Source organism: Colwellia sp. Bg11-12 (assembly GCF_014076955.1).
GTDB lineage: Bacteria > Pseudomonadota > Gammaproteobacteria > Enterobacterales > Alteromonadaceae > Colwellia_A.
In genome coordinates, this window is the sequence record NZ_JACGUZ010000085.1 from 1 (window position 1) to 13,375 (window position 13,375).

Genomic DNA, 13,375 nt, shown 5'->3' on the forward strand with positions numbered 1-13,375 from the left:
CTTGAACAAATTGCGGCGATGTCAGGATTAGTGATTAATAAAAGCACAGGAACGGATGCCAGCTCATACTATGAAAGTATAAAATCAGCGGCCAGTGTTGCGCTGCTTGTTCAGGGTTGTCAACCTAGAGCTTAAAATCATTCAGTTTTAAATACTCCTTAAAAAGCTCCTCATATTCATATGTAGGGGCTTTTTTACCATGAAATTTGAGATGAACCGCGATAACTTGTAACTCAAGTTGCTCGTTATACTTATCAAAAAAAGCAGTGCTTATTAGCACTGCTTTTTTATTTAGTGTCCCACCTCAACTACCAAAACGCTAAGGTGATACAGAAGCCACCTGACCATGTTTCTTATGTGCCACAATTAAGAGTATAAGCAATATAGCACCCGTTATCGCTCCAATTAACTTGCCATGTTCCATAGGTAAGTTTAGTCCTATTCCTGCGGTCATAATATAAGATACGCTAACACTGGTGCCGATAACGGCAGGCAAACTCACTATCCAGTGGAAAGTACCACGATCAAATAAATACTTAGTTGCCAGCCATAATACACTGGTAGAAAGCAGCATATTTGAAAAAGCAAAATAGCGCCAAATTATTGAAAAATCTAATTTTGTCATGAAATAAGCAATAATAAGAATAGGTACAGCTAACAATAAGCGATTACGTAAGCTTTGAGGAATATTAAACGCATCGACTAACGTTAAGCGTAATGAACGAAAAGCAGTGTCACCTGAGGTAATAGGGAATATTGCAACGGCAATAATAGCCATAATTCCACCGAGTGCGCCAAGATAACTGTTTGCAATATGGTTAACCACTAAACCAGGGCCACCTTGATCAAGTAATGATTTTAGTTCTGAGTAGCCTTCAGGGAATGCCGCTATACCAGCCAACGCCCATACACAACCGACAATACCTTCGCACATCATCGCGCCATAATAAACCGGGCGCACATATTTTTCATTGGTTAAACAACGCGCAATAATTGGCGCTTGTGTTGAATGAAAACCACTAATTGCACCACACGTAATGGTGATAAATAATAATGGCCATACAGGAAGTCCGTCAGCATTAGGCTCTAAGAAATCATGGCTGTAATGATCTGCATTAAAATAGCCCAAAAAATCGCCCGCAACAGGTAAATGCGGGGCATTGATAAGTAATGATATGGCGATAAGCGACGTCATTACTATCATAAGTAAACCAAACAATGGGTAGAGCTTAGTTATTATTTTATCAATAGGTAATAATGTCGCTAATAAATAATAACCTAAAATAACTAGTACCCAAAAGGTGTTACCCGCTAAAAAAGTGCCTTCAAAGTAACTTAAATTACTTAATAAACCAGCAGGGCTCATAATAAAGACAACGCCAACAAAAAATAGCAGCATTGTGGTAAATATTAGCATGACCCCTTTAAAATAAACGTTGTAATAATGCCCCGCTATTTCAGGTAAACTTTTACCATCTTCTTTAATACTCATTACACCAGAGAAATAATCGTGTACAGCACCGCCTAAAATATTACCTAATACAATCCAAATAAGTGCCACCGGACCATAGAGGGCACCTAGAATTGGACCAAAAATAGGACCTACACCCGCAATATTTAAAAACTGAATAAGAAAGGCTTTAACCGGATGAATAGGAACATAATCAACACCCTCTTCAAAACGTACCTGAGGTGTTTTAACGTTGTGGTCGATACCAGCTTGTTTTTCAATAAAAGGGCTATAAAACTTATAGCCCAATATTAATAGTGTGATGCAGATAAAGAAGATAATCATAAGTTTTTATTACTCCGTCCTAGTAAATAGATTCAATAAAGGGTACTTGGCAGGTATTTGTGCAGTCGTACTTACGCTCAGTATTGCCTATATAAATTAAGTATTAAAGGATAATTTTTATTAAAGAACACTTAGTCATCTAACGATAGGTAATTAAGGCTAACTGACTTGTGCGTGCTCACTTATAAGCGATTAATTTCCTATCGTTTAACCATATATTCTCTCCGCCCGAGTTATACTTTTAGCTGAAAATTTCTCTTCAACGATATCAAATCGTACTCACTTTACATAAACATGAGATTACAGTTCACCTTTAATATACTAATTTCTTTGAATAAAAACGCTTTTACGTTAATCTTTAATAAATAGAAAAAAGATAAGTACGCATGAAACTCTCTGCCATCATTCCATCATTTCGTATACCTTTTTTGGTATTAGCCCCTATTTGTGTATTTCTTGGTGCTAGCATCAGTTATAAAGAGCAAGGTGCTATTGATTTTTGTTTATTGGCCATTGTTATGTTGGGTGGCATTTTTGCACATATTGGCGTTAATACGCTTAATGAATATCAAGATTACCAAAGTGGTTTAGACCTAAAAACAATACGTACTCCCTTTAGCGGTGGTAGCGGTTTGTTGTGCCGACAGCCTGAATTACTGCCATGGGTAAAAACTGCCGCAATTGTCTCTACCCTTTTGACACTTCTTATTGGCTTTTATTTCATATACCTGCGTGGTTTAGCCATTATCCCTTTAATACCAATAGGGGTGATCGGTTTAGTCATTGTTGTAAGTTACACTAGATGGATCAATAAACGGCCGTTTATCTGTTTAGTTGTCCCAGGTCTTAGTTTTGGTTTACTGATGGTGGCGGGTACGCAACTTGTTTTATCAGGACATTCTTCGTCAACACCTTGGGTAATTGGTGTGATCCCCTTTTTTCTTATTAATAACTTATTATTGTTAAATCAATACCCTGATATTGATGCTGATAAATCAATTGGTCGCAACCATTTTCCAATTGCCTTTGGTATAAAGGTCAGTAATAGCATTTTTGCGTTATTTACCCTGTGCTCAACTTTATTGATTCTTTTTTATATCAGTCAAAACATCTTACCTGCACTGAGTGCGCTTGCCCTTATTCCACAAACGTTGGCTTATATTGCTTTATATGGCGCTATAAAATTTGGCGCCAGTATTGGTCAACACCCCAAATATCTTGCCTTTAATGCTGCTTGCACTTTATTAACACCTCTAACCATTGCAATTACGGTTTTTATTAACTAAAACAAATAATTAATTATATATAAACTGATGAATACGTATGTAGCTTAGCTGTAATTTTATCCAATGCGCTTTATGCTTGATGTAATAAATTACATTAGGAACCGCTCATGAAAAAAATAATGCTCAGCCTTATTGTACTGCTTTCATCCCCAACGTTATTCGCACAAACGCTGAAAGTAAGTTCACCCGATGGAAAAATTGTACTCAGTGTTAACGATGATAAAAACCCAAACTACGCGATTAATTTTATTGGTGAAAGCATTATCAAGCCATCTCGTTTGGGTTTAGCGTTTAAAAATACAATTGCATTTAGTGACGGATTCACCATTTCTGCACACCAAGAAAAATCAGCTAACGAAATATGGCAACTCCCTTGGGGTGAACGTAAAGATGTTACCGACCATCACCATGAATTATTAGTGACTTTTGCTACAAACAATAATAATGGCGCTAAGACATTTAACGTACGTTTTCGTCTATTTAATGATGGTGTTGGTTTTCGTTACGAAGTCCCCAAACAAAACGGTTTAGATCAAGTAGAAATTATTAACGAATTCACCGAGTTCACCCTTAACAACCCGAAAAAATCCACCGCATGGTGGATACCCGCAAGAGGCTGGAACCGTTATGAATATATTTATAACACCACTGACGTAGCATCAGTTGACCGAGCCCATACCCCTTTTACCTTTAAACTAGACTCAAACACTCATATCAGTATTCATGAAGCCGCATTAGTAGATTATGCTGCGATGACCCTTAATCAAAAACGACCAGGCGTACTCAAAGCAGATTTAACACCTTGGTCTGATGGCATATTAGTAAAAACAAAAACTGACTTTAAAAGCCCATGGCGCACTATTCAAATAAGTAAAGATGCGGTTGGCTTACTTAATTCTGATTTAATATTAAACCTTAACGAACCCAATAAATTGGGTGATGTCTCTTGGGTTGAACCGGCTAAATATGTCGGGATCTGGTGGGGAATGCACATTAATGCTAACACTTGGGGAAGCGGTGAAAAACACGGCGCGACGACAAGTGAAACCATGCGTTACATTGACTTTGCCGCCGAACATGGTTTTGCAGGTGTATTGGTTGAAGGTTGGAACGTAGGCTGGGATGGCGACTGGTTTTTTAATGGCGATGTATTTAATTTCAGTAAAGCTTACGATGATTTTGATATCGCAGCAGTCTCTGCATATGGCAAGAAAAAAGGTGTTAGGTTAATTGGCCATCATGAAACTTCAGGTAATGTGACCAATTACCGTAATCAAATGAGTGATGCTTATGCCCTTTATGAAAAGCATGGCGTCAGGCAAGTAAAAACAGGCTATGTTGCTGACGGTGGCGATATTAAACGTATTGATGAAAAAGGGATTATTCGCAAAGAATGGCACGACAGTCAGTTTATGGTAAGTGAGTACCTGCATAGCGTAACAGAGGCAGCCAAACATAAAATTAGTATTAACACCCATGAACCAATTAAAGATACCGGTTTACGCAGAACCTACCCTAATTGGATTTCAAGAGAAGGCGCACGCGGTCAAGAGTTTAATGCCTGGGGCACTCCACCTAATCCACCTGAGCACACTACTATTTTACCTTTCACTCGTATGTTGGCAGGACCAATGGATTTTACCCCGGGTATTTTTGATATGAGTTTTAATGGTTTGGGTGATAAAAGTAATCGTCCACAAACCACATTAGCAAAACAATTGGCATTATATGTGGTGCTTTATAGCCCTATTCAAATGGCAGCTGACTTACCTAAAAACTATCAAGCAAATTTAGCGGCATTTCAATTTATTAAAGACGTTCCTACGAACTGGCAAGAAAGTAAAGCCATTGCTGGTGAAGTAGGTGACTATGTTGTCTTCGCCCGCCAAGAAAGAGGCGGTGACGATTGGTTTGTTGGCGCATTAACTGATGAAAAAGCGCGTACATTAACGTTGAAATTAGACTTTCTTGATAAGAATAAACGTTATCAAGCACAAATTTATCGCGACGGTAAAAACGCAGAATGGATTAATAACCCATATGAAATGATCATTGAAAATAAACAAGTCACGGCTAATGATGAATTAGTGTTACCGCTCGCCACCAGCGGTGGTGCTGCTATTCGTTTTAAAGCTTTATAACTTTAAGTGTTTGAGTGTTTAAGGCTGAATGAAGTCACCTAACATTGAATAGGTTAAAAGGGGTAGATGGGGTCTCACTTTATTTTCCCCTTTTTTAACTCAAACACTGAGAATAGTCGAATATATAAAATAACCAAAGATCCCAGTATTAGTCAAAATAGCCAGCCATAGCACAAAAATAAAAGGTCGTTTTTGAGTTTTATGTCGAAAAGCTTGCTGAGCGAATAACGCTCCTGGCCACCCGCCCAATAAAGCAAATATTTGTAATGTTTTTTCTGATATGCGCCATCGGCTTTTTATCGCATTTCTTTTATCGATACCATAAAGTAAAAAAGTTATAAAACTTAAAAAGCAATAACTCACTGGGATCCATAGCGCAATTTTTTGCTTAATAAAGAGCATACCTAGCACAACTAAAAATAAAGCGACGATACTTTTTGAAAACATATTCATAGCAAGCATAATATACTTTGTAAGGGGAACAGTAGTTGCTATATTAACCTCGCTTTCCCAATCAAACAAAAGATAAAAATAATGATAAGAAATAAATTTACGCTCGCCCTTTTATTCATTTCATCAGTTACGGCGAGCGCTAGTTTTTTAGCTCATGCTGATAAAACCCAAGTCTCCTCATCACAGAAGTTTGAACAACTGTTAAACGATCATTGGCAAAATGCCAACAAAGAGCAGGTATTTTTCCGTAAAGACCCTGACGCTTTTCGCATGAATGGTAAACTTCCATCGTTTTCAAAGCAGTCAGAGCAAAGACGTGAGAACTTTAATCAGTCTTTGCTAAGCAGACTCGATAAAATTGAGCTGTCTAAGCTTTCCGCTAAAGAACAAGTGACTTACCGTTTATTTAAATATGAACGTCAAACAGAAGCCAAAAGTTATCAGCAACTAGACCAATTTTATCCAATGAATATCTACTCAGGCTTTCACAGTTATTTTGCGGGTGCGCCAGCAAACATGTCATTTTTAACGGCAAACGATTACGACAACTATTTAATCAGCCTTGCTGACTTCCCTCGTTACAACCAAGAGCATATCGACAATCTAACCGACGCGATTGCTCAAGGCCATACTCATTACTGTGAGAGTTTCAAAGATTTTGATAAAAGTATCAGTAAACACATTGTTGAGGACGTAAATAAGAGTCTTTTCTATCAGCCATTACTGCATATGCCAAACAAAATATCAACAAATGACAAAGCAAATTATCAGAGTAAAGCAGCGGAACTGATCACTCAAAAAGTGATTCCTGAATATCAAAAGTTTTATGATTTTTTTACCAAAAAATACATGGCTAACTGTCGTCAAAATGTTGGTATAAGTCCATTAAAAGGTGGGGAAGAGTATTATAAATATCTTATTGAATTTTACACCACCACATCGATGTCAGCTGAAGAAATTCACCAATTAGGCTTGAATGAAGTAGCACGTATTCGTCAAGAAATGGAGGTGATTATTAAAGAGGTTAATTTTAAAGGTGGCTTTACAGACTTTATCAAATTCCTGCGCACTGACCCACAATTTTATACCGATGAGCCACGCGACTTAATTGAAAAAGCGAGTTATATTACGCGTAAAATGGCCGCACAATTACCGAAATGGTTTTCAGTATTGCCCCGCTCAACCTTCGATATAAAAGCATCTCCTAATGGTGGAGCTTATTATGTCGCATCAGATGGGAGTGGTACTACCTCAGGCACTTATTTTATCGATACTAAAGACCTAAAAAGTCAGCCTTTATATACCCTAGAAGCCTTAACCTTTCATGAAGCTGAACCTGGCCATCATATGCAAAGTGCTATTGCTCAAGAAGTTGATATGCCTGAGTTTAGAAAAACACTTTACCACGCCGCATTTGGTGAAGGTTGGGGGCTATATTCAGAACGTTTAGGCAAAGAAATGGGCTTTTATCAAGACCCTTATAGCAACTGTGGTCGTTTGACGTATGAGGCTTGGCGCGCGTGTCGCTTAGTTGTAGACACCGGTATGCATGCTAAAGGTTGGTCTCGCCAGCAAGCCATTGACTACTTAGCCCAAAACACAGCATTGAGTATGGCAGATGTTACCGCGCAAATTGACCGTTACATAAGCTGGCCAGCACAAGCGCTGTCTTATAAAGTGGGTGAAATCAAAATCCGTCAGTTACGTGCGATGGCAGAAAAAAAGTTGGCTGAAAAATTCAATATTAGAACTTTTCATGACCAAATGCTTAAAAATGGTAGTTTACCTATGGCTTTATTAGAAGAGTTAACCGTTAACTGGGTTAATCAACAGTTGTAGTAATGACCCATAGCCGTCATCAATCATCGATGTAATCACTGAACATATAATTTAAAGTGCCGATTATTTCACAATAATCGGCAAATTTTTCAATCGCTAAAATATTTCATATCAAATAACGTTAAGCGAATAAAATCAGCGAGGTGGTCGCTCTTTTTTAAGTTTAATAATTAAATCAATATGAGGAATAAGTTCTTCTATTTCTCGAATATGATCGCGTAAACTTTTCCACTGCGTTAATTCTAATTTTCCAGAGTCTAATATGGCGAGTTTAAGCTCACTAACCAACGAATTCTCATCGACTTGGTCTATAAATTCATTAATACGTAATAGATTGTCTAACTCTGCTTGAGATATTATTTCTATGTCACTACTTTTTTTCATCGCTAACTCTATAAAAATACTCTATAAAAATAAGTATAGCCAAGCTTTATTTTTTTGCTCAACATCAATAAAACTAAAAGTATTTTAATCGTCATAATTCAGTAAAAAAAAAGTCATATTCTACTTGTAAAGTGCTTCACGTTAACTAAATAAAGCTCAATAAGGGATACTCATGGAACATAATAGCTTTGATGAATATGATGAAATTTTTAACCTTTTCGACAGTTTACTTATCGACAAAAAAGAGTCACGCTCACGTAAAAGAAAATGGCGTGAAATAGAAACGTACAAAGACAGAAAACGGTTACACCAGGAACTTCATGACTTACAAAACTACTGTTCTTAATCACAAAGCGCTGGAGTAAGTTTCACTTAGTCCAGCGCCAACTCTATTTTTTCTATGTCTGTGCAAAATCAAATAAGGTTTTGCCTGTCATACGATAACCGACCCATTCATCTTGTGAGACAGCACCAATGGCTTCATAAAAGTCACGTGAGGGCTTATTCCAATCTAAACAGCTCCATTCAAAACGTGCACAATCATTATCGATAGCAGTTTTTGCCATCGTTTTTAATAATTTCAAGCCCGCACCTTTACCTCGATGCTCTGGCGTTACATACAAATCTTCAAGGTATAAACCTGATTTTGCTAACCACGTTGAATAGTTATAAAAGTAAATGGCAGATCCAATAGCAACACCATCAAGCTCACAAATTAAACCGTGTACTTGTGTGTTTTTACAAAACATAGTGTCTTTTATAGTATCGACAGTCGCATACACTTCATGCTCTGCTTTCTCATAAATAGCGAGTTCTTTAATAAAAGTGAACAAAAGTTCTGCATCATTTAGAGTCGCTTCACGTATAATTATTTCAGACATTTTACTTCCTCGTTTTTTTAATTAATTTTTGCTGTACAGCATACCAGTACAAAGATATTTTCTCACGACCTATACATTAGAACAAAAAGTAAAAATGAATATTGAACCAATAAAAAAAATGCGTTCTAACAAGGTAACTAAACCCTTTAAACGGTACAATTAACCCAATAAAGAAACGGCACAGGTACTCTTTTAAAATTGTCACTGTTTTGAAGAACTCTTTATCGCTACAATAAAAAATTAATTATCTCAATTAAAACAAAAGGAAAGTCCGTGTTCAATAAAATAGCTTCTCTCGCATTATTCACTTTTATCACTTTGCCAGTATTTTCAGCTGATATCAGCCCAACTGCAAAGCAAACAGCTGAATACGCCGTTCAAACCTATCAAGCATCAATGGTCGCTAGCTTAACTGAGTTAGTAAAATACAATACATTAGCTGTTGATGGCGTTTCAGCAAATAACAACCCTGAGCATATTGCTTTCAAAGCAGAGCTTAAAAAACAAGCTGAAGATTTAGGATTTGATTATACCGACGATGGTTATGTCGTTGTTATTGGTCTAGGCGAAAGTAAAGAGCGCCTAGGAATAATCACTCACGGCGACGTACAACCAGTAAATCCTAAAAAATGGCAGAAATCGCCGTTTGAACTTGATACCACTTCAGAGCCCGGCAAACTTATCGCCCGTGGTACAGAAGATGACAAAGGCCCAATATCAACAGCGCTCTATGCCATGAAAGCGATTAAAGACAAAAATATAAAACTAAATAAACGTATCGAATTATATGTTTATATGGCAGAAGAATCAGACTGGGGACCGCTTCAAGAGTATATTAAAACGCATACACTGCCACAAACCAATATTACCATTGATGCAGAATATCCTGTGGTCACCGCAGAAAAAGGCTACGGAACCATAAAAATAGCTTTTAATAAAAATAATTACACAGGTTTTGACGCTTATATCAGTGAATTTAGTGGTGGTTTTTTTGGTAGTCAAATACCTGAAGATGCTAAAGCGGTTATTGCAAATGCAGATATGACTTTACTGCAGCAAATGATGGACAAAGCAAGAAACTATCAAGGTGTTAGTTTTGATTTCTTACTCAAAGAGAACCAATTAACTATTACCGCACTAGGAAAATCAGCTCACTCATCTAAGCCACAAGAAGGCGTGAATGCTATTCCATTCTTAGCTGATTTATTGTCACAAACACGCTGGCCAAGTAACGGTGCAGGTACATTAGTGAACTTTATTAATGACAATATTGGTTTAGGGTTAGAAGGGAAAAAGTTTGGCAACATTGCCTATAGTGATCATTTTATGGGGCCTATGACGGTTTCTCCGACGGTTATTAAACAACTTAAAAACAACATTGAATTGAATATTAATATTCGTCGTCCGCGGGGTAAATCAGCGCAACAGCTAACAGAAGAAATTAATCATGTTATCGCGACATGGAAGCTGACGAATATGGCTGACATTACCGAATTAGAGCATTATATTGGCGACCCTTTTGTTCAAAAAGATGCACCACATATTGAAACATTACTGGCTGTATTTTCACACTTTACCGGAATAAAAGATGCTAAGCCTATCGCTATTGGTGGTGGAACAAATTCACGCTTATTTCCCAATGCCGTAAGCTTTGGTCCATCAATGCCCAATGCCAATTATACCGGACATTCGGAGCATGAATTTATTACCATGAAACAGTTTGTTTTAAATTTAAAAATGTATACAGCGGCTTTAGTTGAAATGGCTGCTGCCAAAGCGCAATAACACATGAGATAAGCCAGTAAGGAATAGGAATACGTATGAAAAAAACATGTATAGTTACCGGTGGTAGTTCGGGAATTGGCCTAAGCATCGTAAAATTATTTACTGACCATGGCTATCAAGTGTTTAATCTAGACTTACAACCCAGTAACCTTACTGCGCTTGGTTCTACTGATATTTTGTGTGATATAAGTAATGTTGAACAAGTTAGCGATATTATTAATGATATCGCTAAAACAGCGACTATTGATGTTTTGGTCTCTAATGCAGGTATTCACTTTTCAGGTAATATTGAGAACACCTCTGAGGCTGATCTAGATAAAGTACTTAATATTAATGTCAAAGGTGCTTATGCAGCAGTAAAAGCGGTATTACCGAATATGAAAGCCAATAAAAATGGCGCTATTATATTAATGGCTTCAGACCAAGCGTTAATTGCCAAGCAAAACTCGTTCGCTTATAACATCAGTAAAGTGGCGCTTGCTTCAATAGCAAAAACTACCGCGCTTGATTATGCTCTTTTTAATATTCGTGCTAATGCTGTATGTCCTGGCACTATTGAAACACCTTTGTATCATCAAGCCATTGATAATTATTGTGATCGCTCGGGTGCAAACAAAGCAGAGATCCATGCTGAAGAAGCGGCTTTACAGCCTTTAGGCCGATTAGGGCAACCCGAAGAAGTCGCTGAACTTGTTTATTTTTTAGCGTCTGATAAAGCTAAATTCATTACAGGCAGTTTACAAGTGATTGATGGCGGTTATACCGCACAGTAACAGTATTGATGGCTTTAGTTTCAATGTTAGTTTTAAACATTTAGAATAAAAATACATGATAAAAATAATCGATCCACACCTGCATTTATTTAACCTTGCGCAAGGCGACTACCAGTGGTTAAAAGCTGATAATCCCCCGTTTTGGCCCGATAAAAAAATTATCGAAAAAAACGTGACGGAAAAAGAGCTACATTTGTCTGCTCCTTTTGAAATTGCTGGCTTTGTACATATTGAAGCCGGCTTTGATAATCAGCAGCCTTGGCGCGAAATTGCTTGGTTAGAAAGTACTTGTTCCCTGCCCTTTAAATCGATTGCTGGTATTAATTTACTTTTACCAACAAATGAATTTCAACAAGCACTAAAAAAGCTTAACGGCTACAAATCTGTTGTTGGCGTGCGCGATATTCTCGATGAAAATGCCTTCGAGTACTTATCAAATCCTCAAGTTAAAAAAAACTTAGCGCAGTTAGCCAAGCAAGAAATGATTTTTGAATGCCAAATGCCTTTATCTAATGTAAAGGCCACCGCTCAATTAATAAAAGTAGTCAATGAACTTCCGACGTTAAAATTAGTCATTAATCACGCGGGTTGGCCACCTGAAGACACACGTAGTAACGCATGGATAAATTGGCAACAAAGCGTTCAAGCACTTGGTCACTATGACAATATCAACCTTAAATGTTCAGGTTTTGAAATGGCTAATCGGCAATACTCGTTGTTATGGCAACAACAGATTATCAAACAATGCATAGCAAGTTTTGGCATAAATAAAACCATGCTAGCGAGTAATTTCCCTTTATGTTTATTTAAAGAGAGTTATCAAGAAAACTGGCTCGCTCATCAACAAAACAAGCAACTATCAGTAAACGATCTTGAATTGTTATGTTATAAAAATGCGCAAAAATTTTATAATTTTTCAACGTAAAGATTAAACTAAGAAAAAAAAACTACCCACAACACCTCAGATAAAATAGTATTCCATTACATTGTATTTTAATGGGTCAATTAATGGATAACTTCGACAGAAAAATTCTTAAAATATTACAAAATGATTGTACACAGCCCATCAGTGAGGTTGCGGCTCAAGTGGGCCTTTCAACAACCCCTTGTTGGCGACGTATTCAAACTATGGAAAAAAACGGCATTATAAAAGGTCGTGTTGCTTTGGCTGATCCTGAGAAGTTAAATGTTGGCTTAACGGTTTTTGTAATGATAAAAACTAACCAACATAACCCTGACTGGCTTGATGATTTCAGTATCAACTCAAAAGAGTTTCCAGAAATTATTGAATTTTATCGAATGAGTGGCGAGGTTGATTACTTACTGCGTGTCGTGGTTTCAGACATGAAAGCCTATGATGCTTTTTATAAGAAACTGATAGGCCAAGCAAACTTTGCTGATATTAGTTCAAGTTTTGCCATGGAAGAAATTAAATATACTACCGCACTACCGGTTGACTATATGTAACGTAGCTTAGATATTGTTTTCCTCAAGTAATAAAATCTTCTAAAAACCAAGCCGCAAAATCGTGCCGACCTTCTACCCCCGATTTATTATAAATCGTAGAAGCTTGTTGCCTAACGGTTTTTTCTTTCGTTTCTCGCACCGCACTTATTTCCTTAAAGCTAAGCCCTTTTAACAAGAGCATAGCGACATTTTGTTCACTTTGGGTTAATTGCCATAATTCAAATTGGTCATGAATAACTTGGCTATATTGTCGACGTGCGAGGGTCATTTCTTCGGTAATATTGTTGAGTTCATCTGTACTGGCGTTTAATTTATTTTTTAATAAACGTTCATTATGGGTCCGCTTTTTTATCTCTAGAATTAAAAAAACACCCGCAATGCCTGAGATTAAAACAATCATGCTTTCTTCAAAAACATGCCACATAGGTACCCCTAAAGAGATATCAGTAAGAACATCAAAGAAATTTAACACCATGATAATCAATAACACTGAAGCAATAATTCTATCTTTCATAACACCTTAAGACCTACTCATTAAACTGTTTAAAAACAACAAACTAAAAAATCAATA

At 37.0% G+C, this 13,375-nt stretch carries 13 protein-coding genes; 8 read left to right on the forward strand and 5 right to left on the reverse strand.

Features of this window, described 5'->3' with window-relative positions:
* Positions 1-319: 319 nt before the first annotated feature.
* Positions 320-1,795 (reverse strand): carbon starvation protein A, encoded by a 1,476-nt coding sequence (locus tag H4J39_RS17770; protein ID WP_182229676.1) that lies wholly within the window; start codon positions 1,793-1,795, stop codon positions 320-322.
* A gap of 386 nt (positions 1,796-2,181) precedes the next feature.
* Between H4J39_RS17770 and H4J39_RS17775 the strand changes: the two genes are divergently transcribed.
* Together H4J39_RS17775 and H4J39_RS17780 are read left to right on the forward strand one after the other, a co-directional pair.
* On the forward strand, positions 2,182-3,081 hold the full coding sequence (locus H4J39_RS17775; RefSeq protein ID WP_182229677.1) for a prenyltransferase: 900 nt from the start codon (positions 2,182-2,184) through the stop codon (positions 3,079-3,081).
* Positions 3,082-3,188: 107 nt separating this feature from the next.
* A complete protein-coding gene (locus H4J39_RS17780; RefSeq protein ID WP_182229678.1) occupies positions 3,189-5,222 on the forward strand; it encodes a glycoside hydrolase family 97 protein in 2,034 nt (677 codons plus the stop codon).
* 99 nt (positions 5,223-5,321) lie between these two features.
* Here H4J39_RS17780 and H4J39_RS17785 read toward each other — a convergent pair whose 3' ends face one another.
* A complete protein-coding gene (locus tag H4J39_RS17785) occupies positions 5,322-5,684 on the reverse strand; it encodes a DUF1294 domain-containing protein (RefSeq protein ID WP_259368882.1) in 363 nt (120 codons plus the stop codon).
* 72 nt (positions 5,685-5,756) lie between these two features.
* On the opposite strand from H4J39_RS17785, the gene H4J39_RS17790 reads away from it, so the two are divergent.
* Complete coding sequence (locus tag H4J39_RS17790; RefSeq protein ID WP_182229679.1) at positions 5,757-7,514, forward strand: DUF885 family protein; 1,758 nt, start codon at positions 5,757-5,759, stop codon at positions 7,512-7,514.
* A 135-nt stretch (positions 7,515-7,649) separates the two neighbouring features.
* Here H4J39_RS17790 and H4J39_RS17795 read toward each other — a convergent pair whose 3' ends face one another.
* Positions 7,650-7,898, reverse strand: coding sequence for a hypothetical protein (locus tag H4J39_RS17795; protein WP_182229680.1), 249 nt, complete (start codon positions 7,896-7,898; stop codon positions 7,650-7,652).
* Between the two features lie 172 nt (positions 7,899-8,070).
* Here H4J39_RS17795 and H4J39_RS17800 point away from each other — a divergent pair, with 172 nt between their 5' ends.
* Positions 8,071-8,244: a DUF3545 family protein gene (locus H4J39_RS17800; RefSeq protein ID WP_182229681.1), complete on the forward strand. Its 174-nt coding sequence runs from the start codon at positions 8,071-8,073 to the stop codon at positions 8,242-8,244.
* Positions 8,245-8,296: 52 nt separating this feature from the next.
* Here H4J39_RS17800 and H4J39_RS17805 read toward each other — a convergent pair whose 3' ends face one another.
* Entirely contained in the window at positions 8,297-8,779 is a 483-nt protein-coding gene (locus H4J39_RS17805; protein ID WP_182229682.1) for a GNAT family N-acetyltransferase, read from the reverse strand.
* 273 nt (positions 8,780-9,052) lie between these two features.
* Here H4J39_RS17805 and H4J39_RS17810 point away from each other — a divergent pair, with 273 nt between their 5' ends.
* From H4J39_RS17810 to H4J39_RS17825, 4 genes are all read left to right on the forward strand, one after another.
* Entirely contained in the window at positions 9,053-10,564 is a 1,512-nt protein-coding gene (locus H4J39_RS17810; protein ID WP_182229683.1) for a dipeptidase, read from the forward strand.
* Between the two features lie 35 nt (positions 10,565-10,599).
* Positions 10,600-11,337 carry an SDR family NAD(P)-dependent oxidoreductase gene (locus H4J39_RS17815; RefSeq protein ID WP_182229684.1) on the forward strand — a complete coding sequence of 246 codons (738 nt, stop codon included), beginning with the start codon at positions 10,600-10,602 and terminating at the stop codon, positions 11,335-11,337.
* Positions 11,338-11,392: 55 nt separating this feature from the next.
* Positions 11,393-12,262 (forward strand): amidohydrolase, encoded by an 870-nt coding sequence (locus H4J39_RS17820; RefSeq protein WP_182229685.1) that lies wholly within the window; start codon positions 11,393-11,395, stop codon positions 12,260-12,262.
* Between the two features lie 83 nt (positions 12,263-12,345).
* Positions 12,346-12,804: an Lrp/AsnC family transcriptional regulator gene (locus tag H4J39_RS17825; protein ID WP_182229686.1), complete on the forward strand. Its 459-nt coding sequence runs from the start codon at positions 12,346-12,348 to the stop codon at positions 12,802-12,804.
* Positions 12,805-12,826: 22 nt separating this feature from the next.
* Here the strand turns inward: H4J39_RS17825 and H4J39_RS17830 are convergent, their stop codons facing one another.
* Complete coding sequence (locus H4J39_RS17830) at positions 12,827-13,318, reverse strand: LuxR C-terminal-related transcriptional regulator (RefSeq protein ID WP_182229687.1); 492 nt, start codon at positions 13,316-13,318, stop codon at positions 12,827-12,829.
* Positions 13,319-13,375 lie beyond the last annotated feature (57 nt).